Origin of the sequence: Pseudomonas wayambapalatensis, assembly GCF_049942315.1 — a bacterium.
In the GTDB taxonomy this organism is placed as follows: Bacteria; Pseudomonadota; Gammaproteobacteria; order Pseudomonadales; family Pseudomonadaceae; genus Aquipseudomonas; species Aquipseudomonas wayambapalatensis.
The window spans coordinates 33525-55246 of sequence record NZ_JBNFMU010000134.1 but is presented as its reverse complement, the minus strand read 5'-3'; the positions used below and the strand labels follow the sequence as shown (position 1 = coordinate 55246).

At 62.3% G+C, this 21722-nt stretch carries 18 protein-coding genes and 3 tRNA genes; 2 read left to right on the top strand and 19 right to left on the bottom strand.

Annotation, left to right across the window (positions count from 1 at the left end; all coding sequences use genetic code 11):
- Positions 1-68: 68 nt before the first annotated feature.
- The 6 genes from ACPZMI_RS08105 to alaS all read right to left on the bottom strand — a co-directional run bounded on the left by ACPZMI_RS08105 (position 69) and on the right by alaS (position 4868).
- Positions 69-142, bottom strand: a tRNA-Arg gene (locus ACPZMI_RS08105).
- 72 nt (positions 143-214) lie between these two features.
- Positions 215-291: transfer RNA gene (locus ACPZMI_RS08100), tRNA-Arg, on the bottom strand.
- A gap of 107 nt (positions 292-398) precedes the next feature.
- Positions 399-489 (bottom strand) — tRNA-Ser (locus tag ACPZMI_RS08095).
- A 72-nt stretch (positions 490-561) separates the two neighbouring features.
- On the bottom strand, positions 562-750 hold the full coding sequence (gene csrA, locus ACPZMI_RS08090; protein WP_043209419.1) for a carbon storage regulator CsrA: 189 nt from the start codon (positions 748-750) through the stop codon (positions 562-564).
- A 173-nt stretch (positions 751-923) separates the two neighbouring features.
- On the bottom strand, positions 924-2159 hold the full coding sequence (locus ACPZMI_RS08085; RefSeq protein WP_054891921.1) for an aspartate kinase: 1236 nt from the start codon (positions 2157-2159) through the stop codon (positions 924-926).
- An 84-nt stretch (positions 2160-2243) separates the two neighbouring features.
- Positions 2244-4868 (bottom strand): alanine--tRNA ligase, encoded by a 2625-nt coding sequence (alaS, locus tag ACPZMI_RS08080; protein ID WP_426352013.1) that lies wholly within the window; start codon positions 4866-4868, stop codon positions 2244-2246.
- A gap of 357 nt (positions 4869-5225) precedes the next feature.
- On the opposite strand from alaS, the gene ACPZMI_RS08075 reads away from it, so the two are divergent.
- A complete protein-coding gene (locus ACPZMI_RS08075; RefSeq protein WP_426352012.1) occupies positions 5226-6419 on the top strand; it encodes a M91 family zinc metallopeptidase in 1194 nt (397 codons plus the stop codon).
- Between the two features lie 4 nt (positions 6420-6423).
- Here ACPZMI_RS08075 and astE read toward each other — a convergent pair whose 3' ends face one another.
- The 13 genes from astE to acs all read right to left on the bottom strand — a co-directional run bounded on the left by astE (position 6424) and on the right by acs (position 20983).
- The gene (gene astE, locus ACPZMI_RS08070; protein WP_186666472.1) at positions 6424-7431 is read right to left on the bottom strand and encodes a succinylglutamate desuccinylase; all 1008 of its coding nucleotides are present in this window, start codon (positions 7429-7431) and stop codon (positions 6424-6426) included.
- A gap of 11 nt (positions 7432-7442) precedes the next feature.
- The gene (locus tag ACPZMI_RS08065) at positions 7443-7733 is read right to left on the bottom strand and encodes a topoisomerase II (RefSeq protein WP_186666473.1); all 291 of its coding nucleotides are present in this window, start codon (positions 7731-7733) and stop codon (positions 7443-7445) included.
- A gap of 14 nt (positions 7734-7747) precedes the next feature.
- Positions 7748-9097 carry an N-succinylarginine dihydrolase gene (gene astB / locus ACPZMI_RS08060; RefSeq protein ID WP_426352011.1) on the bottom strand — a complete coding sequence of 450 codons (1350 nt, stop codon included), beginning with the start codon at positions 9095-9097 and terminating at the stop codon, positions 7748-7750.
- Between the two features lie 22 nt (positions 9098-9119).
- Positions 9120-10586: a succinylglutamate-semialdehyde dehydrogenase gene (gene astD / locus ACPZMI_RS08055; RefSeq protein ID WP_186719111.1), complete on the bottom strand. Its 1467-nt coding sequence runs from the start codon at positions 10584-10586 to the stop codon at positions 9120-9122.
- Positions 10583-11611 carry an arginine N-succinyltransferase gene (astA, locus tag ACPZMI_RS08050; protein WP_186666477.1) on the bottom strand — a complete coding sequence of 343 codons (1029 nt, stop codon included), beginning with the start codon at positions 11609-11611 and terminating at the stop codon, positions 10583-10585. Before astA ends, astD begins: the two co-directional genes overlap by 4 nt.
- A gap of 62 nt (positions 11612-11673) precedes the next feature.
- Positions 11674-12693: an arginine/ornithine succinyltransferase subunit alpha gene (gene aruF / locus ACPZMI_RS08045; RefSeq protein WP_186666478.1), complete on the bottom strand. Its 1020-nt coding sequence runs from the start codon at positions 12691-12693 to the stop codon at positions 11674-11676.
- Positions 12694-12839: 146 nt separating this feature from the next.
- The gene (locus tag ACPZMI_RS08040; protein WP_186710980.1) at positions 12840-14060 is read right to left on the bottom strand and encodes an aspartate aminotransferase family protein; all 1221 of its coding nucleotides are present in this window, start codon (positions 14058-14060) and stop codon (positions 12840-12842) included.
- A gap of 338 nt (positions 14061-14398) precedes the next feature.
- A complete protein-coding gene (argR, locus tag ACPZMI_RS08035; protein ID WP_426352010.1) occupies positions 14399-15379 on the bottom strand; it encodes a transcriptional regulator ArgR in 981 nt (326 codons plus the stop codon).
- A gap of 91 nt (positions 15380-15470) precedes the next feature.
- Complete coding sequence (locus ACPZMI_RS08030; RefSeq protein WP_186666484.1) at positions 15471-16235, bottom strand: ABC transporter ATP-binding protein; 765 nt, start codon at positions 16233-16235, stop codon at positions 15471-15473.
- 22 nt (positions 16236-16257) lie between these two features.
- On the bottom strand, positions 16258-16956 hold the full coding sequence (locus tag ACPZMI_RS08025; protein ID WP_186666486.1) for an ABC transporter permease: 699 nt from the start codon (positions 16954-16956) through the stop codon (positions 16258-16260).
- Positions 16953-17642, bottom strand: coding sequence for an ABC transporter permease (locus tag ACPZMI_RS08020; protein WP_054891934.1), 690 nt, complete (start codon positions 17640-17642; stop codon positions 16953-16955). The genes ACPZMI_RS08025 and ACPZMI_RS08020 overlap by 4 nt, the downstream gene beginning before the upstream one ends.
- A 91-nt stretch (positions 17643-17733) precedes the next feature.
- Positions 17734-18519: an ABC transporter substrate-binding protein gene (locus ACPZMI_RS08015; RefSeq protein ID WP_186666488.1), complete on the bottom strand. Its 786-nt coding sequence runs from the start codon at positions 18517-18519 to the stop codon at positions 17734-17736.
- A 502-nt stretch (positions 18520-19021) separates the two neighbouring features.
- Positions 19022-20983 (bottom strand): acetate--CoA ligase, encoded by a 1962-nt coding sequence (acs, locus tag ACPZMI_RS08010; protein ID WP_426352009.1) that lies wholly within the window; start codon positions 20981-20983, stop codon positions 19022-19024.
- A 415-nt stretch (positions 20984-21398) separates the two neighbouring features.
- Here acs and ACPZMI_RS08005 point away from each other — a divergent pair, with 415 nt between their 5' ends.
- Positions 21399-21656 (top strand): DUF2790 domain-containing protein, encoded by a 258-nt coding sequence (locus tag ACPZMI_RS08005; RefSeq protein WP_054891937.1) that lies wholly within the window; start codon positions 21399-21401, stop codon positions 21654-21656.
- Positions 21657-21722 lie beyond the last annotated feature (66 nt).

The following is a 21722-nucleotide window of genomic DNA, read 5'->3' as shown; positions in this document are numbered from 1 at the left end:
TAGTTTGAGACCAGATTACCACTGGTTTCGGGATTGGAATGGGACGGGAGGGCAGATGTGTGAGCTGTCGAGCTCAGGAGGATTCGAACCTCCGACCGCTCGGTTCGTAGCCGAGTACTCTATCCAGCTGAGCTATGAGTCCGTCGATGGTAGTTTTAGACCAGATTACCACTGGTGAAATGATGCGTCTTCCAGAGAAAACCGCCTCATTGTATGGCGGACTCAGGAGGATTCGAACCTCCGACCGCTCGGTTCGTAGCCGAGTACTCTATCCAGCTGAGCTATGAGTCCGTGTCTTGCCGCGCATTATAGTTCGCCAAATCGTTTTGCCAAGTACTTTTTCGTTTAATTTCAACGACTTAAGCGTTTTGACCGATTGCAGCGCCCTACACGAAGAATGGCGGTGAAGGGGGGATTCGAACCCCCGATACCCTTATGAGGTATACTCCCTTAGCAGGGGAGCGCCTTCGGCCACTCGGCCACCTCACCGCAACACGGGGCGTATATTAACCAGACCCTTCCCCGTTTGCAAACCCTTTTTTGAAAAAAACTTCAAAAAAATTAAAGGGTTGGTTCTTCGTCCTTCTCTTTCTTGATCCGCAGGTAGATTTCCTCGCGGTGAACAGCCACTTCCTTAGGGGCACTCACACCGATTCGTACCTGGTTGCCTTTGACACCCAGGACCGTCACGGTGATCTCACCATCACCAATGATCAGGCTCTCGGCGCACCGACGAGTCAGAATCAACATAGCTTTCTCCTCACGCAGTTCATTCAGGGACAACAGTCTGTTGGAAACAGAGGGCAGCTCGGGACGAAGGCCCAGCCCTCTTTATCGGCGGTCAGGCAGGAAAGGACAGTAACCTGCATGACCGCCAGAAACGCGAAGGGCGCGGCCAGAGCCGCGCCCCCCAGGGCAATGCGTCACTCGCTCTGTCGAGCAGGCGCATCGAGCTCGAACGCGGTATGCAGCGCGCGTACGGCCAGCTCCAGGTACTTCTCTTCGATCACCACCGACACCTTGATCTCGGAGGTGGAGATCATCTGGATGTTGATGCTCTCCTTGGCCAGGGCCTCGAACATACGGCTGGCCACGCCCGCATGGGAGCGCATGCCGACGCCGACGATCGACACCTTGGCGATCTTGGTATCGCCGATCACTTCACGGGCACCGATTTCGCGCGCGGTGTTCTCCAGCACGCTCAGAGCCTTCTCGTACTCGTTGCGGTGCACGGTGAAGGTGAAGTCGGTGGTGTTATCGTGCGAGACGTTCTGCACGATCATGTCCACTTCGATGTTCGCGGCGCTGATCGGGCCGAGGATCTTGAAAGCAACGCCCGGGGTGTCCGGCACGCCGCGAATGGTCAGCTTGGCCTCATCACGGTTGAAGGCGATACCGGAAATGATCGGCTGTTCCATGGATTCCTCTTCATCGATGGTAATGAGGGTACCCGGACCCTCCTTGAAGCTGTGCAGCACGCGCAGCGGAACGTTGTACTTGCCGGCGAACTCCACCGAACGGATCTGCAGCACCTTGGAACCGAGGCTGGCCATTTCCAGCATCTCTTCAAAGGTGATCTTCTCCAGGCGACGGGCCTGCGGCACCACGCGTGGATCGGTGGTATAGACGCCGTCGACGTCGGTGTAGATCTGGCACTCGTCGGCACCCAGCGCTGCCGCCAGGGCAACACCGGTAGTGTCGGAGCCACCACGCCCGAGGGTGGTGATGTTGCCGTGCTCGTCGACACCCTGGAAACCTGCGACCACGACCACGGTGCCAGCCTTGAGGTCGGCGCGGATCTTCTGGTCATCGATCTGCAGGATGCGCGCCTTGTTGTGCGCGCTGTCGGTCAGGATGCGCACCTGGTTGCCGGTGTAGGACACCGCCGGCACGCCACGCTTGATCAGCGCCATGGCCAGCAGCGCGATGGTCACCTGCTCGCCGGTCGACACGATAACGTCCAGTTCACGCGGAACCAGCTGATCGGAGACCTGCTTGGCCAGGTCGATCAGGCGGTTGGTTTCCCCGCTCATGGCCGACAGCACAACCACCAGGTCATCGCCCGCCTCGCGGTGTTTCTTGACCTTGTCGGCCACCTGCTCGATCCGCTCGATGGAGCCGACGGAGGTGCCGCCAAATTTCTGTACGATCAACGCCATTTCAAAGTGCCTCAGCCCACGAAGGGCACCCAGTAAACAATCCTTCCTGACGCGCCCCGCAACAAGACTACGGGGCGCGTCATCTCAAAGCCCCTGCTCGGCGAACGGCACGGCCAGTGCCAGGGCCTGATCCAGTGCAGCGACGTCGACGCCGCCACCCTGGGCCATGTCCGGACGGCCACCGCCCTTGCCGCCAACCGCCGCAGCGGCCTGTTTCATCAGGTCACCAGCCTTGAGTTGGCTGGAGAGGTCCTTGGTCACGCCGGCCACCAGCACGACCTTGCCCTCATGCTCGCTGCCCAGCAGGATCACTGCATGGCCGAGCTTGTTCTTCAACTGATCGACGAGCGCCAGCAGCGCCTTGCCATCCTGCCCATCCAGGCGAGCGGCAAGCACCTTGGCACCCTTGACCTCAACGGCCGCACTGGAGAGATCGTCCCCTGCGGCGCTGGCGGCCTTGGCCTGCAGCTGTTCGAGCTGCTTCTCCAGCTGACGGTTGCGCTCGAGCACAGCCGACAGCTTGTCGATCAGGTTGTCGCGGTTACCCTTGACCAGTTGCGCAGCTTCCTTGACCTGCTCCTCGGCAGCGTTCAGGTAGGCCAGCGCCGCAGCACCGGTGATCGCCTCGATACGACGCACACCGGAGGCTACGCCACCTTCACTGATAATCTTGAACAGGCCGATATCGCCGGTGCGCTTGGCATGAATACCCCCGCACAGCTCGACCGAGAAGTCGCCGCCCATGCTCAGCACACGCACGGTGTCGCCGTATTTCTCACCGAACAGCGCCATGGCGCCCTTGCGCTTGGCGGTCTCGATATCGGTCTCGATGGTTTCGACCGCGGAGTTCTTGCGCACTTCGCGGTTGACGATGTCTTCCAGGGCCTTGATCTGCGCAGGCGTCACCGCCTCGAAGTGGCTGAAGTCGAAACGCAGGCGTTGGCTGTCGACCAGCGAGCCCTTCTGCTGGACGTGCTCGCCCAGCACTTCACGCAGTGCAGCGTGCAGCAGGTGGGTGGCGGAGTGGTTCAGCGAGGTCGCGTGCTGCACGTCGGCATCCACGCGAGCCTCGACCGGGGCACCAATCAGCAGCGCGCCGCTGGCGACCACGCCGTGGTGCAGGAAGGCACCGCCGGTCTTGGTGGTGTCGCGCACGTCGAAGCGCGCAGCCCCAGCCTGCAGGTAGCCGCTGTCACCGACCTGACCGCCAGATTCGGCATAGAACGGCGTGCGATCCAGGACGACCACGCCCTCCTCGCCTTCGCCCAGCTGATCGACCGACTGGCCATCCTTGTACAGGGCGATGATCTTGCCCTGGCCTTCGGTGGTGCTGTACCCGAGGAAATCGGTGGCGGTATCGACCTTGACCAGGCTGTTGTAGTCCATGCCGAAGGCGCTGGCCGAGCGGGCGCGCTCGCGCTGGGCGTCCATCTCGCGCTCGAAGCCGGCTTCGTCGATGGTCAGCTCACGCTCGCGGGCGATGTCGGCAGTCAGGTCCATGGGGAAGCCGTAGGTGTCGTACAGCTTGAACACCACGTCGCCCGGCACGACCTTGCCCTGCAGCTGCGACAGGTCCTGCTCGAGGATGCGCAGGCCCTGCTCGAGGGTCTTGGCGAACTGTTCTTCCTCGGTCTTGAGTACGCGCTCGATGTGCGCCTGCTGGTTCTTGAGCTCGGGGAAGGCTTCACCCATCTCGTTGACCAGTGCAGCCACGACCTTGTGGAAGAAGCTGCCCTTGGCACCAAGTTTGTTGCCGTGGCGGCAGGCGCGGCGAATGATGCGGCGCAGCACATAGCCACGGCCTTCATTGGACGGCAGTACGCCGTCGGCGATCAGGAAGCCGCAGGAACGGATGTGGTCGGCGACCACTTTCAGCGACGACTGCTCTTCGTTGCGGCAACCGATGGCCTGGGCCGCGGCGTCGAGCAGGCTCTGGAACAGATCGATCTCGTAGTTCGAGTGCACGTGCTGCATGACCGCACTGATGCGCTCAAGGCCCATGCCGGTGTCGACCGACGGGGCGGGCAGCGGGTGCAGGACGCCGTCGGCAGTGCGATTGAACTGCATGAAGACGTTGTTCCAGATCTCGATGTAGCGGTCGCCGTCTTCTTCCGGCGAGCCGGGCGGGCCACCCCAGATGTCGGCGCCGTGGTCGTAGAAGATCTCGGTGCACGGACCGCAAGGACCGGTATCGCCCATGGTCCAGAAGTTGTCGGAAGCGTAAGGAGCACCCTTGTTGTCACCGATGCGCACCATGCGCTCGGCCGGCACGCCGACTTCCTTGGTCCAGATGTCGTAGGCTTCGTCGTCGGTGGCGTAGACGGTGACCCAGAGCTTTTCCTTGGGCAGGTTCAGCCACTTGTCGGAGGTCAGGAAGGTCCAGGCGAAGGTGATCGCGTCGCGCTTGAAGTAGTCACCGAAGCTGAAGTTGCCCAGCATTTCGAAAAAGGTGTGGTGACGCGCGGTGTAGCCGACGTTTTCCAGGTCGTTGTGCTTGCCACCGGCGCGCACGCACTTCTGGCTGCTGACAGCGCGGGTGTAGGCACGCTTTTCGGCACCCAGGAAGCAGTCCTTGAACTGGTTCATGCCTGCGTTGGTGAACAGCAGGGTTGGGTCGTTGTTCGGGATCAGCGAACTGGAGGCGACTCGGGTATGTCCCTGCTCTTCGAAGAAGCGAAGGAAGGCTTCACGGATTTCTGCGCTTTTCATAGGTTCTTCCACGGAAACGGCGGCCGTTTGGGCTAACGCGTCGGATCGACGAAACGACGGCAAAGGGCCGCATTATATCGGTCCTGCAATCGAGGTGCAGTGTGTTTATGCGATGGAAACCGGCAATCGGACAGTTTTTCCGTTGCGAACGGGCAAAAACGACATGAGCGGATGCTAAATCGCGGCTTTCGTCACTGACAAGCCAATTACCGCCCAGAGGAAGGGAAAAGGGAATAGGCGGCAAATTAAATCCCCTTCATCCGCCTTCTCATGCTGATTATTCAGGCGGTACATGAGTACCACTGGAACCACCGAAGCAACGCCAGAATGCAATCTCCCCCATGAAAGGAGACGCCCATGGCGCCCGAAGACCTGAAGATCCACACCCCTTCCGGCCTTGTGCTGATACAACGACTGCCATACAGAAGCGGCCCACTGGCGATCAGTCGCCATGACCACACGCTGCTGATCGAAGCACTGGCCCCAGACACCGAACTGTCGGTTCATCCAAGCCCCGAAGGCATCGTGCTGCGCATCGAAGGCGCCCGCTATACGCTGGCCCTGGCAAAAACAGAGATGCTGCATATCCGCACCGGCGCCGGTGACGACAACGTATTTGTCGAATCCACCCTCGACAGCCGCATCGTGATAGAGACCGGCGATGGCAACGACAGCATCCGGATCGAGGGCCAATTGCCTCCTGACGGCCAGCCCCTGAATGCCGGCTCGGTGCTCATTGATGCCGGGGCAGGCGATGACCACATCGTGGTAGAGGGGGTCCGGCAAGCGGAAATCGATGGCGGCAAGGGCAACGACGCCCTGCACAGCGCCGCCGCCCACAGCACGCTGTATGCTGGCGCTGGCGACGATGTCATCAGGGTCAACGCGGGCAATGCGACCATCGAGGCCTTCGCCGGACATAATCGCCTGTCAACAGGGCCACTGGACGATCGACTCTACGGCAACGCCACCAGCATTCTCGTCGAGGAGGGTTTCAACGCACCACTGCTCTACGAGGCATACGCTGCAGAGCTACCAGCGGAATACCTCGAAACCTTCGATATCCAGGGTGATCCCGCGTACACCGACAAAGTCAGGCGCCAGCTGGTGATGCTACGGGCCAGCCCGAGTGCCTCGGTGCTTCTGGAACAGTTGGTGGCGCACAAGGTGAAAGTCGTCATTACGCCGACATCAGCGATGGACAATGCTTATGCTCGATTTGATCCTGCCCAAGGGGACCCGACAATCCGAAACGGCGCACGAGGCGACCGCATCCTGAACTGCGAAGTCGGCTACAACCCGCTAGCCTCCAGGCTCGATGCACCCTCGCTGGTGATGCTCTACCATGAGCTCTGTCACGTCTGGAACTTCGCGACCGGAAGCGTAAACGACAACATCGAACGCTTGGCTGTCGGACTAGAGAACCCAGGTTCCTTGTTCGATTTCGACGACGACCCAAGGACCCCTGACACCGACACCAATCCTGCGCCGTTCAACGAAAATGCCTTGCGACACGAACTGGGCCTACCACCGAGACTGACCTACCCCTGAACACCTATCCCAGGCGCTGCCCGGAATCCGGCACGATCAGGATCCCTGCCCGCAAACCGTTCCTGACCTTTGGGTTGGGGAAAATGATACGTGCCCCCTCCTCTTCCACGATCCAACGTGTTTCGGCCAGGTCCTCGGCCAGCAGATAGCCCTTGCTCAGCTCGGAAAAGTTCTCGATATCCGCCGGCAGGTGCAGGTGGAAGCTGTCGCTGTGCTTGATGATTTCCCGGGCGACACTGAAGAGCTTCAGGCCATCGAGGCTCTGCTCGGTCTCAGGTTCGGTATGCTCGATCAACTGCACCAGGCGCGTCTCGAGCTTGTCGAGGTTGACCTGCTCGTTCTGCCCGAACGGACGGGCCTTGCCCAACTCCAGGGTGAAGGCTTCGGCGTCGAGCTGCTCATAGGTAAAGGCGCTGAAGGTGATCGACGACTTGCTCTGCAGCAGCACAGCTTCCATGCCGGCGGCCGCCAGGCGCGCCAGCTCGCGCCGTGAGTGCTTGCGCCCTTCCTTGAACGGGTACAGCGCGAACTGCTCGATCTTCGAACCACGAATGGCCGTGTGCAGGTCGTAATGCAGGCGAGTGCGCTCGGGCTTGCTGAAAAACACCCGGGCAAACTGCTCGAGTTCCGCGGCGCGCAGCGCCTCGAAACCACTGGAAAGCTCATGCCGACCGTTAAACAGGCGATTGATGTCCTGCTCGATGAAGCGCTCGCCCTTGCGTATCGCCGCTGGATTGCCGAACAGGAACAACACCCGGGCACGCGGCTTGATCTTGCCGTTGGCCACACCATGCAGTAGCCGCTCGAGCAACTCGATCGGCGCGGTCTCGTTGCCATGGATGCCGGCCGACAACAACAGGTCGAGCCCACAATCCTCGCTCTCGGCCGGACGCACTTCCAGCGCGCCCTCCCCCAACCAGCGCAAACGCACGCCCTTGGGGGTCACTTGGGTCTTCTCGGCCGGTTCGTGATCGGTCAGGGTCAGCTCAAGCAGTTTGCCGAGGGCGAGCATAGGGTATTTCCTTAGTGGTGGTGACCGCAGTCCGGACCGTGCACGTGATCGTCGTCTTCACCGACCTCGGCAGGCTCCATCTCCAGTTGCAGGCTGACCAGGTTGGTGGCCATCGGGCGCAGCAGCAGGTTGGCGTACTCGGTATCGCCTTCCTCGACATCGACACCGATCAGCAGTTGACCGCGGCCATCCTGCTGAATCCAGACCTCCTTGCCTTGCCAGACCACCGCAAAGCGGGTGCAGGAGGTTTCCAGCTGGGTGCCGTCTTCATCTTCCAGGATCAGGCGCAGGGCGTCGGACATTGCAATTCTCTCTATCAAGGTTGGCGTTGGAACGGATAGACCGAACCCAACTTCAGGATCTGGGTCAACTCATCCAGTGCCGTACGGCATTCGTCCAGCAACTGCGGGTCGGCAAGGTCAGCTTCGCCCAGGCGGTCGCGGTAGTGCTTGTCGACCCACTGCACCAGGGTGTCGTACAGCGGGGCGGTCATGATAACGCCTTGGTTGACCGCTGCCAGTTCCGTTTCCTTCAGGGCCACGCGCAAGCGCAGGCAGGCAGGGCCACCGCCGTTCTGCATGCTCTGCTTGAGGTCGAACACCTTGACCTCCTTCACCACGCTCTGCTGGCCGGTCAGCTGGTTCAGGTAACTCCACACCCGCTCGTTGTTGCGGCACTCTTCAGGCACCACCAGCAGCATGGAGCCGTCGTCGCGCGACAGCAACTGGCTGTTGAACAGGTACGAACGCACTGCGTCTTCCACCGTCACGGCCGAACGCGGCACGCGGATGGCCTGGAAGTTGCCGCCCTTTGCAGCCAGTTTAGCTTGCAGCTGGCCAAGCACCGTGTCGGTCTCGAGGAAGGCGTCCTCGTGGTAGAACAGCACCTCGCCGTTGCCTACCGAAATCACGTCGTTATGGAACACACCCTGGTCGATCACCGCCGGATTCTGTTGAGCGTAGACCACGCCCTGCTCGCCCAGGCCATGCAACCGGGCCACAGCCTGGGAGGCCTCGAGGGTCTGGCGCGCCGGATACTTCTGTGGCGCCGGGTAGCGCGCATCGAAGGCGCTGCGGCCATAGACGAAGAACTCCACGCCCGACTCGCCGTACGCACGGCAGAAACGCGTATGGTTGGCCGCACCCTCGTCGCCGAACTGGGCCACCGCCGGCAGCGCCTCATGATGGGCGAAATGCTGCTCGTCAGCGAACATCGCCGCCAGCACACGGCTGGTGGTCGGGTGTTCGATGCTGCGGTGGTACTTGCAGTTGAGGTTGGCTGCAGTGAAATGCACCCGGCCGTCTGCCGTGTCGGCGCTGGGGCTGACGGTGGCGGCGTTGGCCACCCACATGCTCGAGGCCGAGCAACTGGCGACCAGCAGTGGCATGGCCTCCTTGGCGGCGCGACGGATCACTTCGCCGTCGCTGCCGGTGAAGCCCAGGCGGCGCAGGGCAGCCACATCCGGTCGTTCCTGCGGGGCCAGCACGCCTTGCTTGAAGCCCATCTCCATCAGGGCTTTCATTTTCGCCAGGCCCTGGCGCGCCGCTTCTCGCGGATTGGAGCACTGCTGGCTATTGCTCTGCGAGGCCACGTTGCCGTACGAGAGGCCGCCGTAGTTGTGGGTTGGCCCCACCAGGCCATCAAAATTCACTTCATAGGATTTCATCGGCTAGCTCCGAGACCTGTTGTTATAGGGTGACGCCCGGCGTCAGGGTCGCCGGCAGGGCAAGGCTGGCGGTCTCCAGCGAAGCCACAGGATAGGCGCAGTAGTCCGCCGCGTAATAGGCACTGGCCCGATGGTTGCCGCTGGCCCCCACGCCACCGAACGGTGCGCTGCTGGCGGCGCCGGTGAGTTGCTTGTTCCAGTTGACGATACCGGCGCGGCTGCGCAGCCAGAAGTACTGGTAACGGGCGCGCGAGTCGGACAGCAGCCCGGCTGCCAGGCCGTACTGGGTGTTGTTGGCCTCATCGATCGCGGCGTCGAAGTCGCTGTAGCGAATCACCTGCAGCAGCGGGCCGAAGAACTCTTCGTCGGGCCGGTCGGCAACTGCCGTCACATCGAGGATGCCCGGCGTCAACAAGGCCGCACCGGCCTTTGGCTGGGTCATTTCCAGCAGCGCCTGCGCGCCCTTGGCCTGCAGTTCGGATTGCGCCGCCAGCAAGGCAGCGGCAGCCTGCAGCGAAATCACCGAACCCATGAACGGCGCTGGTTGCTGATCGAAGGCGCCGACACTGATGCTGCGACTGACCTCGACCAGGCGCGCAAGCAGCTTGTCACCCCAGGCGCCGTGCGGCACCAGCAGGCGGCGGGCACAGGTGCAACGCTGCCCGGCCGAAATGAACGCTGACTGGATGATGGTGTAGACCGCGGCGTCCAGGTCTTTGACCTCATCGACCACCAGCGGATTGTTGCCGCCCATTTCCAGCGCCAGGATCTTGTCCGGGCGACCGGCGAACTGCTGGTGCAGCAGGTTGCCGGTGCGGCTGGAACCGGTGAAGAACAGCCCATCGATACCCGGGTTGGCCGCCAGCGCCACGCCGGTTTCGCGCGCGCCCTGCACCAGGTTGAGCACACCGCTCGGCAATCCGGCGGCGATCCAGCACTTGACCGTCAGCTCGGCGACCTTGGGGGTCAGTTCGCTGGGCTTGAACACCACGCAGTTGCCCGCCAGCAATGCCGGCACGATATGACCGTTAGGCAGGTGGCCGGGGAAGTTGTATGGGCCGAACACTGCCACCACACCATGCGGCTTGTGGCGCAGCACGGCGGTCGCGTCCGCCAGCGGGCCGCTCTTCTCACCGGTGCGTTCGCGGTAGCTCTGCACCGAGATCGCCACTTTGTTGACCATGCTGGTGACTTCGGTGGCCGACTCCCACAAGGGCTTGCCGGTTTCCTCACCGATGCAGCGGGCCAGTTCCTCGGCGTTGGCCTTGAGCTGGTCGGCAAAGCCTTCTAGTACGGCGATGCGCGCCTCCAGACTCAGTTGCGCCCAGGCCGGGAAGGCCTTGCGCGCCGCCTGCACAGCAGCGTCGACCTGAGCAGGCGCCGCGCCCTGCCCTTGCCAGACCACGGCCTGGCTGACCGGGTCGAGCGATTGCAGGGCGTCACCCTGGCCGGCCTGCCAGTTTCCGGCGATGTAATGCGTGGTCATTATTGGGCCTCCCGAGGTGCAGTCAGCGGCACGGCGCGAACGTTATCGCCAACGCCCAGGCGCAGGCGCTTGGCAGTCTGCGGATCGACGACCAATGTCCCGGCCGCCAGGCGCGCGGGCGCTGCGGTGATGCGGCAGTCTTCGCGCTTGCGGTTGTGAATGATGTAAGGGGTGGCGTCGTCACCCGGCGTACCGACCGCCAGTACCAGGGTCTCACTCTCGCGCACGGCGCGGATCTTCGCGGTCTCGCATTCGATCGCCGGGCCGGCATCGAAGATGTCGACGTAGCCTTGATAGTTGAAGCCCTCGCGCTTGAGCATCGCCAGCGCAGGCTCGGTGTCGGTGTGCACACGCCCGATGACACTGCGCGCAGCCTCCGACAGGAAGCAGGTGTACAGCGGGAACTTGGGCATCAGCTCGGCAATGAACGACTTGTTGCCCACGCCGGTGAGGTAGTCGGCCTGGCTGAATTCCATCTTGAAGAAGTGACGGCCCAGGCTTTCCCAGAACGGCGAACGACCGGCAGCGTCGGACATGCCACGCATCTCGGCGATGATCTTCTTGCCGAACAGGTCAGGGAATTCAGCGATGAACAGCATGCGCGACTTCGACAGCAGGTGCCCATTGCGCCCGCTGCGGTAGTCACTGCGCAGGAACAGCGAGCACAGCTCGGAGTTGCCGGTCAGGTCGTTGGCCAGGAACAGGGTCGGGATCTCGCGGTAGATGTTCAGCTCCTGCGAAGCGCTGACCGTCAGACCGACCCGATAGTTGTACCAAGGCTCGCGCAAACCGACGGCGCCGGCGATGGCGCTGATGCCGACCACCAGGCCTTCGTCGTTCTCCAGCACGAACAGGTAGTCGGTGTCGCCGCGCTCGGCTTCGCCACTGAAGCTCTTCTCGGCCCAGCCGACACGGCGGGCCAGTCGCTCCTCGTTGGCAGGAAGCGTGGTCAGCCCGGTGGTACCGGTGCTGCGGGCCAATTCGATCAGCGCAGGTAAATCGCTGCTGCGTACAGGACGAACGATCATGCTATCTCCTTGTGCGGCGGCCTCTGCCTGCCGCGAATCGCGCTTGCCAGCTTCGCGCAGGCTCAGGCGGCAACCAGACGGACGCTGCCACCTTCACCGACGCCCAGGGCGTCGGCAGCTTCATTGCTCAGTGCCACCGGCTTGCCCGGCACCCAGTCCAGCTCCAGCAGCACGGCGCGGTAGTCCTGCAACTGGCCGTTGCACACCAGATAGGGGCGGCCGCCTTTGACTGGCGTATCGTCAAGCCTGACCGGCGCCACGCGGCTCTGGGCAATCGAGCGGATCGCCGAGGTGCGCGCATGCAGGGTCGGACCACCGTCGAAGATGTCGATGTAGTGCTCGGTCTCGAAGCCCTCGCGCATCAGGATGTCGAAGGTGATCTGCGCGCGCGGGTGCACCTGGCCCATGGCTTCCTGGGCTTCGTCGTGCAGCAGGGGCACATAGATCGGGTAGTGCGGCATCAGCTCGGCGAGGAAGGTCCGGCTCTTCAGCCCGCACAGGCGCTCGGCGTCGGCGTAGTTGAGGTCGAAGAAGTTGCGCCCGATGGCGTCCCAGAACGGCGACTCGCCCTGATCGTCGCTGTAGCCGACGATCTCGGTCACCACCGAGTCGGCAAAACGCTCGGGATGCGAGGCCATGAACAGCAGGCGACCGCGCGAATTGAGCTCGGCCCAGCCGCTGTTCACCAGTTCGGGCAATACGTAGAAGCTGGTCAGCAGGCTGTTGCCGGTCAGGTCGTGGCACAGCGACAGGACATGGATCTTGTTGTGGATCTTCAGCTCGCGCGAGGCGTGCACGAAGGTTTCGTTGCGAAAGCTGTAGAACGGCTCGGAATAGCCGGCCGAGGCGACGATGGCCGAACAGCCGGCGAGCTTGCCGGAGGTGCTGTCTTCAAGCACGAAGAAATAGCTCTCCTCTCCGTTGAAGCTCACCTCGGCGGCGAAGGAGGTTTCCGAGGCGGCGATCTTGTCGCCCAGGCGGCCCGCGTCATCGGGCAGCGAGGTGACACCAATGGGGCTGTCGGCAGCCATGCGCTGCACTTCATTCAGATCCGCCATTTGCGCGGGGCGCATCACCAGCATGGTGTCACTCCTTTGGAATACGGGCCGACCCGGTCGGCACGGAAGAACGGCGGGCACACCCTTGCTTGCACAAGCAGGCACCCGCACTGGAATTCAGGTATCGCCGGCGCAGTACGATCCGCCCCGGCGATGGGACCGCAGGGCGATCAGCCCTGGGTCAGCTTGGCCACAGCGCGCTCGAAGCGGTCCAGGCCCTCGTCGATGTCAGCGTCCTCGACCACCAGGCTCGGCGCGAAGCGCACGACGTCAGGACCGGCCTGCAGCACCATCACGCCTTCTTTCTCGGCGGCATTGAGGATGTCCTTGGCCTTGCCCTTCCAGGCCTCGCTCAGCACACAGCCGATCAGCAGGCCGACGCCACGCACCTGGGTGAACAGACCGGTGTCCTGGCCGATCTTTTCCAGGCGGGTCTTGAAACGCGCGTGCTTGGTCTTGATGCCTGCCAGCGTCTCAGGGGTGTTGATCACGTCCAGCACCGCACAGGCGACGGCGCAGCCCAGCGGGTTGCCGCCATAGGTGGTGCCGTGGGTGCCAACGGCCAGGTGTTTGGCCAGCTCGGTGGTGGTCAGCATGGCACCGATCGGGAAGCCGCCGCCCAGGCTCTTGGCGCTGGTCAGGATATCCGGGGTCACGCCGTAGTGCTGGTAGGCGTACAGCGAACCGGTACGGCCGACGCCGGTCTGCACTTCATCGAAGATCAGCAGGGCGTTGTGCTCGTCGCACAGTTTGCGCGCGCCTTCCAGGTAGGCCTTGTCGGCCGGAACCACGCCGCTCTCGCCCTGGATCGGCTCGATCACCACGGCGCAGGTCTTGTCGGAGATCTGTGCCTTCAGCGCTTCCAGGTCGTTGTACGGGACATGGCTGATGCCGGTGATCTTCGGCCCGAAACCGTCGGAGTACTTGGGCTGGCCGCCGACGCTGACGGTGAACAGGGTGCGACCGTGGAAGCTGTTCACGGTGGCGATGATTTCGTGCTTTTCCGGGCCGAAGCGGTCATGAGCGACGCGCCGGGCGAGCTTGAAGGCGGCCTCGTTGGCTTCCGCGCCGGAGTTGCAGAAGAAGGCACGGTCGGCAAAGGTGGCGTCGACCAGCTTGTGGGCCAGGCGCAGGGCCGGCTCGTTGGTGAAGACGTTGGACACATGCCACAGGGTGTTGGCCTGTTCGGTCAGTGCCTTGACCAGCGCCGGGTGGCAATGACCCAGGGCGTTCACCGCGATGCCGCCGGCGAAGTCGATGAGCTCGCGGCCCGACTGGTCCCAGACGCGGGAGCCCTCGCCTCGAACAGGAATGAAGGCCGCCGGGGAGTAGTTGGGAACCATGACCTGGTCGAAATCGGCACGTTGCACCGGGGCTTGCTCAACGGACATCTGAGTCTCCTGAAGAGGAACGCTGGCCTGAAAGTGGCGAGCGATGGGGGGATTGTAAGGACTGATCGGCGCCTGTCCTTGCTGCCAGGCGACAACTTGTTACAGCGCCAAACCCTGTTTTACCTGGGTTTTCGGCAATGCGACAAACAGTGTCGCAATCGCGCAGTGTAACGGGCGGGCGGGGTGGCGGGGAGAGGGGCGGGGAAATTGAGAGAACGGGTGTTCACAGGAGAGGGAGGCGCCCACGGCGGCCCTATCGCGGGATCAGCCCGCTCCCAAAGCTACCCCGCCGAACTCAGAATCAGCGGGGCAGCTATGGGAGCGGACTCGCCCCGACCTCACCCGCGCTCGGCCGGCGCCGAACTCAACTCGAACGGGCTGCTGCTGCGCCGCTGGTTGCGGTCTTCCCGCGGCGTGGCGCCGAAGAAGTTGCGGTAAGCGCTGGAGAAATGCGGCCCGGAGGAGAACCCGCACGACAAGCCGATCTGGATGATCGACTTGCTGGTCTGCATCAGCATCTGCCGCGCCTTGTTCAACCGCAGCTCCAGGTAGTACTGGCTGGGCACGCGATTGAGGTACTGCTTGAAGATCCGCTCCAACTGCCGGCGCGAGACACAGACATGCTGGGCGATCTCGTCGGTGGTCAGCGGCTCCTCGATGTTGGCCTCCATCAACAGCACGGCCTGGGTCAGCTTGGGGTGGCTGGAGCCCAGGCGATTCTGCAACGGAATACGTTGACGCTCACCACCTTCGCGAATGCGCTCGACCACCAGCTCCTCGGACACCGCCCCGGCCAGCTCCGCGCCATGGTCACGGGCCAGCACCGCCAGCAGCAGGTCGGTCACCGCCATGCCGCCACAGGCGGTCAGACGATCGCGATCCCAGTCGAACAGATGACTGGTGGCGATGACCTTGGGGAAACGCTCCGCAAAGTCATCCTGCCAGCGCCAGTGCACCGCAGCCCGGTAACCATCGAGCAGGCCCAGCAAGGCCAGCGGGTACACGCCCGCCGACAACCCACCGATCATGCAGCCACTGCGGGCCAGGTGCTTGAGCGCCGCCGACAGCGCCGAACCCACCGCCAGCGGCGGCTCGTCAGCAAGCAGCAGGAGCTTCTGGAGGCCCTCCAGGCGCCCGTTCCAGGGCTCGCCCGGCAAGCGCCAGGCGCCCTCCTCGGCTGGCTCGGCCTGCAGGTACGCCAGCTCGTAAACCACATCAGGATGCACCCGCTGGGCCACCTGCAGCACTTCCTCGGCCAGGGCCAGGGTCAGCGGCTTGGTGCCGGGCCAGATAAGAAATCCGATTCGCTGGGTGGTCATAGGCTAGGTCCGAAACCTGAAGTCGAGTGAGGCACGGGTCATGCCGCGCTCGCTGCGCAGCATGCCCTATTCTGGTGCAGGAATGCAGCCTTTACTTCAGGCTGCCGGAGAGAAACTGCTTGAGACGCTCGGATTGCGGATTGACCAACACCTCACGCGGATTGCCCCGCTCCTCGACCACCCCCTTGTGCAGGAACACCAGCTGGTTGGACACCTCGCGGGCAAAGCCCATCTCGTGGGTGACCACCACCATGGTGCGGCCTTCCTGGGCCAGCGACTGCATGACCTTGAGCACATCGCCCACCAGTTCAGGATCAAGCGCCGAGGTCGGCTCGTCGAACAGCATCACCTCGGGCTCCATGGCCAGGGCGCGAGCGATCGCCACGCGCTGCTGCTCACCACCGGACATGTGCCCGGGGAAAGCATCCTTGCGATGCGCCACACCCACCTTGGCCAGGTAGTGCTCGGCCTTTTCCAGCGCCTCCTTCTTGCTCATGCCCAGCACATGCACCGGCGCCTCGATGATGTTCTCGAGTGCGGTCATGTGCGCCCACAGGTTGAAATGCTGGAACACCATCGACAGGCGCGAGCGCATGCGCTGCAGTTGCCTGGGGTCGGCGGCCTTGAGCGCGCCGTCCTTGCCGGCGACCAGCTTGAGCTCCTCGTTGTTGAGAAGGATCTTGCCGGCATGCGGCTGTTCGAGCAGGTTGATGCAACGCAGGAAGGTGGATTTGCCCGAACCGCTCGAGCCGATGATGCTGATCACATCGCCTGCCTTGGCTTCGAGCGAGACGCCCTTGAGCACCTCGTGGCTGCCGTAGCGCTTGTGCAGGTCTTGGACTTGGAGTTTGTACATGCTGTCGATTCTCACAGAGCGGTCAGTGCTTGCGCGGCGCCAGGTAGCTGAGCCAGCGACGTTCGGCCATCTTGAACAGGCGCACGAGGATGAAGGTCAGGCACAGGTAGAACACGCCCGCCGTGATGTAGGCCTCGAAAGGCAGGTAGTACTGGGCGTTGACCGTGCGCGCAGCACCGGTGATGTCGATCAGGGTGACGATCGACGCCAGGCTGGTGGTCTGCAGCATCATGATCACTTCGTTGCTGTACTGCGGCAGCGCCCGGCGCAGGGCCGAAGGCAACAGGATGCGGCGGTACATCTTGAAGCGCGACATGCCCATGGCCTTGGCCGCCTCGATCTCGCCATGGGGCGTGGCCTTGAGGCTGCCGGCAATGATTTCGGCGGTGTAGGCGCTGGTGTTGATGGCGAACGCCAGGCAGGCGCAGAAGGTCGCACTCGACAGCCACGGCCAGAAGATGCTCTCGCGCACCGCCTCGAACTGGGCCAGGCCATAGTAGATCAGGAACAGTTGCACCAGCATCGGCGTGCCGCGGATCACGTAGGTGTAGAGCCATGCGGTCATGTTCACCAGCGGCTGCTTCGACACCCGCATCAACCCCAGCGGGATGGCCGCCAGCAGGCCGAAGAACAGCGACAGCGCCAGCAGCTTGAGGGTGGTCAGCAAACCGCCGATGTACAGCGGCATGGCCTCCCAGATGACGTTGTAGTCGAAGATCATAGTTCAGCCGCCTTTACGCCCACCGAGTAGCGCTTCTCGAGATACTTCAACGCCAGCAGCGAGACGCTGGTCAGCACCAGGTACAGCGCCGCCACCGCCAGGAAGAAGGTGAAGGGTTCGCGGGTGGCATCCGCCGCCTGCTTGGCCTTGAACATCATGTCCTGCAGGCCGACCACGGAAATCAGCGCAGTGGCCTTGGTCAGCACCAGCCAGTTGTTGGTAAAGCCCGGAATGGCCAGGCGGATCATTTGCGGCACCATGATGCGGAAGAAGACCTGCCGGCTGCTCATGCCATAGGCCGCACCAGCTTCGGCCTGCCCCTTGGGAATGCCGAGGAAGGCGCCGCGGAAGGTTTCCGACAGATACGCGCCAAAGATGAAGCCCAGTGTGCCGATGCCGGCGATCATCGGGTTCAGGTCGATGTAGTCATCGTAGCCGACCAGTGGTGCGACCCGGTTGATGATGTCCTGGCCGCCGTAGAAGATCAGCAGGATGAGCACCAGGTCCGGAATGCCACGGATCACCGTGGAGTACAGGTCGCCCAGCCAGGCCAGCCAGCGCACCGGCGACAGCCGCAAGGCCACGCCGATCAGGCCGAGAACGATGGCCAGGGCCATCGACGACAGGGCGAGCTGCAACGTCAGCCACGCCCCCTCGAGGATGACTGCCCCGTAGCCTTTCAACATGATTGGGATTCCTCAGGACTTGGGAATGAAAAATGGTGCAAACCTCAGAGATTCTGCTGTTTGCACCATTGCACAGGTGAAACTCGACGATTTAGTTCGACTCGGGGCCGTAGATGTCGAAGTTGAAGTACTTGGCCTCGATCTGCTTGTACTTGCCATTGGCGCGGATGGCGTCGATGGCAGCGTTGATGCGATCGGCGTTGGCCTTGTCGCCCTTGCGCACGGCAATGCCGACGCCGTCACCGAAGTACTTCACGTCGGTGAAGGACGGACCGACGAAGGCAAAGCCCTTGCCGGCGTCGGTTTTCAGGAAGCCGTCTTCGAGCAGGGTAGCATCGGCCACAGTGCCATCGAGGCGACCTGCGGCGACATCCAGGTAGATTTCGTTCTGGGTGCCGTAAGGCACGACAGTGGCGCCCTTGGGTGCCAGCACTTCCTTGGCGAAACGGTCGTGGATAGAGCCGCGCTGCACGCCGATCTTCTTGCCCTTGAGCTCGTCGAGGCTGTCGCTGACGGTGATACCTTCCTTCATTACCAGGCGCGCTGGGGTGAGGTAGTAGCGCTTGGTGAAGTCGACGGACTTCTTGCGATCATCGGTGATCGACATCGACGACAGGATGGCGTCGATCTTGCGCACTTTCAGCGCCGGGATCAGGCCATCGAACTCCTGCTCGACCCAGGTGCACTTGGCTTTCATCTCTTCGCACAGGGCGTTGCCGATGTCGTAGTCGAAACCAGCGATGCTGCCATCAGGCTGCTTGAAGGCGAAGGGTGGGTAGGCGGCTTCGATACCGATCTTCAACGGCTTCTCGTCGGCCTGCGAGACCAGGGAAAACACAGACAGCGCCAGGGCGCCAAGCAGTGCAAGCTTCTTCATCAGGTAACTCCATCGGTACGGGGCAATACCCGGCAGGGACACGATTGCCGGATATGCGAATGAGTACAACGCGAGCCGCGCAGGGTTCGACCAAGGTCGCAGACCACGAGCGAGTGAGTGGCATTTTAACGACAGCCCGGTAGTCGATATTTCTTCAAAGCGACAACTACGTACAGAAGCGCCTGAAGCTGCGGGCGGCGATATTGACAGCTCTTGCGAAACATGCAAGCGCAAAAGGAAAACAACCTTTAGACGAAGCAATAAGCGGGCCTATTATTGGCAAAGCCTTGTAATCCGGCAAGTGCAGGGTGCAAGGCTGCAAGAAATGGCTACAAGAACGCACTCCGAAGGCACAGAAATGTTTCCTCTGGCCCCGTTTCAGTGCAATCACGGTGACAGCAGCGGGTTACCGATGAATGTCGGGTAACAGAATGCAAAAACCCCGCCGGTATACGGCGGGGTTTGCTTGAGCAGAGGCTGTGGGTTTACCCCGCGAGAGTCATCACGCCGTCGCCAGGCTCATGGCCTTGTGCGTGTCGATCAGGTGCTGCACCACACCCGGGTCGGCCAGGGTGGAGATATCCCCCAGCGCATCGTACTCACCCGTGGCGATCTTGCGCAGGATACGCCGCATGATCTTGCCCGAGCGGGTCTTGGGCAAGCCCGGCGCCCACTGGATGACATCCGGCGAGGCGATCGGGCCGATTTCCTTGCGCACCCAGTTCTTCAGCTCGAGGCGCAATTGCTCGCTGGACTCCTCGCCTGCATTGAGGGTGACGTAGACATAGATGCCCTGCCCCTTGATGTCGTGCGGCACACCCACCACCGCGGCTTCGGCAACCTTCGAATGGGCGACCATCGCGCTCTCGATCTCGGCAGTCCCCATGCGGTGGCCGGAAACGTTGAGCACATCGTCTACCCGACCAGTGATCCAGTAGTAGCCATCTTCGTCGCGACGCGCACCGTCACCGGTGAAATACATGCCACGGAAGGTCTTGAAGTAGGTGTCGACGAAGCGGTCGTGATCGCCATACAGCGAACGCGACTGCCCCGGCCAGGAATCGAGGATCACCAGGTTGCCCTCGGCCGCGCCATCGATCAGGTTGCCCAGGTTGTCCACCAGTGCCGGCACCACACCGAAGAACGGACGGGTCGCCGAGCCCGGCTTGAGGCCGGTGGCGCCCGGCAGCGGGCTGATCAGGATGCCGCCGGTCTCGGTCTGCCACCAGGTGTCGACGATCGGGCAGCGCTCCTTGCCGACGGTCTTGTAGTACCAGTTCCAGGCTTCAGGGTTGATCGGCTCGCCCACCGAACCCAGCAGGCGCAGGCTCGAGCCATCGGCACCGGCGACCGCCGCCTGACCTTCGGCCATCATCGCGCGGATGGCAGTCGGCGCGGTGTAGAGGATGTTGACCTTGTGCTTGTCGACGATCTTCGACACGCGGGTGATGTCCGGGTAGTTCGGCACACCCTCGAACAGCAGTGTGGTCGCGCCATTGGCCAGCGGGCCATAGACGATATAGCTGTGACCGGTGACCCAGCCCACGTCGGCGGTGCACCAGTAGACCTCGCCCTGGCGGTAGTCGAATACGCGCTCGTGAGTGAGCGCGGCATAGACCAGATAGCCACCCGTGGTGTGCAGCACGCCCTTGGGCTTGCCGGTGGAACCGGAGGTATAGAGGATGAACAGTGCTTCCTCGGCCCCCATCTCCTTGGGCGCGCAATGGCTGGAGGCGACCTTCATCAGGTCTTCGTACCAGATGTCGCGGTGCTGGTGCCAGGCGATGTCACCACCGGTGCGCTTGCACACGATGATCTTCTGCACGCTGTTGGTTTCCGGATTGGTCAGCGCCAGGTCAACGTTGGCCTTGAGTGGCGTGCGGCGGCCACCACGCAGCCCCTCGTCGGCGGTGATGACGACCTTGGACTTGCAGTCGATGATGCGCCCGGCCAGGGCTTCGGGAGAGAAACCACCAAACACCACGGAGTGGATAGCACCAATACGGGCACAGGCCAGCATCGCCACCACGGCTTCCGGGATCATCGGCATGTAGATGGTGACCACATCACCACGGTGTACGTCCTGGCCACGCAGGGCGTTGGCGAACTTGCAGACCTGCTCGTGCAGCTCGCGGTAGGTGATGTTGCGGTGTTCGGAAGGGTCATCGCCTTCCCAGATGATCGCCAGCTGGTCGCCGCGCTCTGCGAGGTGGCGGTCCAGGCAGTTGTAGGAAACGTTCAGAGTGCCGTCGGCGAACCACTTGATATCGACATGGTGGTCGTCGAACGAGGTCTGCTTGACCTTGGTGAAGGGCTTGATCCAGTCCAGGCGCTGGGCCTGCTCACGCCAGAAGCCGTCCGGGTTGATCACCGACTGCTGGTACATGGCCTTGTAGGTGGTCTCGTCGGTCAGGGTGTTTGCCGCAACCTCGGGACGAACGGGATACAGTGGAGCCGCACTCATCTGTGTTACCTCGGTGTAATAGTTGTTTTTGTATGAGACGGTTTTAACTGTACCAGAGCGGCCATGACCATTCGACGTTGGTAGTAACGAACAGCATGCGCCACGGCGAAATTTCATCGAGGCGCTCTAGCATGCGGTGCATAAGGCCATCACTGAAGAATCCGGTACGTTCGTACCGATGATTGTTACCGATTCTGTCAAAAGCCCGAAAAACTTTATCAAAACCGGGTCTTTTTCAATTCAAGGTGCACTCCTAGAATTCACCTCGCCAGCAACGGCAAGGCGATTAACTTCTTGTAACAGCCCCCACGAAGGCACGTTAATCCCGCTCTAATTCGACAGTAAGACTCTGGATGTACTCGCGGCACCACAAGTGCCGCGTGCCCCCTCACGACCTTAGACAGGTAAATTGAAAATGAAAGCGTTACTGGTATTGGTACTTGGCAGTGTTTGCAGCGCGGCAATGGCCGATGATGTTGCAACGAACGCCGAGCAGATTCCGGTTGAACAGTACAGTTATTCGCAACACCTGGACATTGCCAAGGTGCTGTCCATGAGCGAAGTCCCGAATGTCTGTGAAGTGGTGCCGGCGCGCATGACCTACGAAGACTCCAAGGGCCAGAAGCACATTCTCGAATACCGCGTGATGGGCAACGGTTGCTCCAACGGCTAACGCCAAGGCCCGCTCCCTTCGGCCGATCTCGATACTTCTGTGGGAGCGGGCTTGCCCGCGAAAACA

Excerpts from the sequence above, each read along its gene's own strand:
- csrA (WP_043209419.1), bottom strand. The coding sequence starts at position 750 with ATGTTGATTCTGACTCGTCGGTGCGCCGAGAGCCTGATCATTGGTGAT.
- ACPZMI_RS08085 (WP_054891921.1), bottom strand. The coding sequence starts at position 2,159 with ATGGCGTTGATCGTACAGAAATTTGGCGGCACCTCCGTCGGCTCCATC.
- alaS (WP_426352013.1), bottom strand. The coding sequence starts at position 4,868 with ATGAAAAGCGCAGAAATCCGTGAAGCCTTCCTTCGCTTCTTCGAAGAG.
- ACPZMI_RS08075 (WP_426352012.1), top strand. The coding sequence starts at position 5,226 with ATGGCGCCCGAAGACCTGAAGATCCACACCCCTTCCGGCCTTGTGCTG.
- astE (WP_186666472.1), bottom strand. The coding sequence starts at position 7,431 with ATGCTCGCCCTCGGCAAACTGCTTGAGCTGACCCTGACCGATCACGAA.
- ACPZMI_RS08065 (WP_186666473.1), bottom strand. The coding sequence starts at position 7,733 with ATGTCCGACGCCCTGCGCCTGATCCTGGAAGATGAAGACGGCACCCAG.
- astB (WP_426352011.1), bottom strand. The coding sequence starts at position 9,097 with ATGAAATCCTATGAAGTGAATTTTGATGGCCTGGTGGGGCCAACCCAC.
- astA (WP_186666477.1), bottom strand. The coding sequence starts at position 11,611 with ATGATCGTTCGTCCTGTACGCAGCAGCGATTTACCTGCGCTGATCGAA.
- aruF (WP_186666478.1), bottom strand. The coding sequence starts at position 12,693 with ATGCTGGTGATGCGCCCCGCGCAAATGGCGGATCTGAATGAAGTGCAG.
- ACPZMI_RS08040 (WP_186710980.1), bottom strand. The coding sequence starts at position 14,060 with ATGTCCGTTGAGCAAGCCCCGGTGCAACGTGCCGATTTCGACCAGGTC.
- argR (WP_426352010.1), bottom strand. The coding sequence starts at position 15,379 with ATGACCACCCAGCGAATCGGATTTCTTATCTGGCCCGGCACCAAGCCG.
- ACPZMI_RS08030 (WP_186666484.1), bottom strand. The coding sequence starts at position 16,235 with ATGTACAAACTCCAAGTCCAAGACCTGCACAAGCGCTACGGCAGCCAC.
- ACPZMI_RS08025 (WP_186666486.1), bottom strand. The coding sequence starts at position 16,956 with ATGATCTTCGACTACAACGTCATCTGGGAGGCCATGCCGCTGTACATC.
- ACPZMI_RS08020 (WP_054891934.1), bottom strand. The coding sequence starts at position 17,642 with ATGTTGAAAGGCTACGGGGCAGTCATCCTCGAGGGGGCGTGGCTGACG.
- ACPZMI_RS08015 (WP_186666488.1), bottom strand. The coding sequence starts at position 18,519 with ATGAAGAAGCTTGCACTGCTTGGCGCCCTGGCGCTGTCTGTGTTTTCC.
- acs (WP_426352009.1), bottom strand. The coding sequence starts at position 20,983 with ATGAGTGCGGCTCCACTGTATCCCGTTCGTCCCGAGGTTGCGGCAAAC.
- ACPZMI_RS08005 (WP_054891937.1), top strand. The coding sequence starts at position 21,399 with ATGAAAGCGTTACTGGTATTGGTACTTGGCAGTGTTTGCAGCGCGGCA.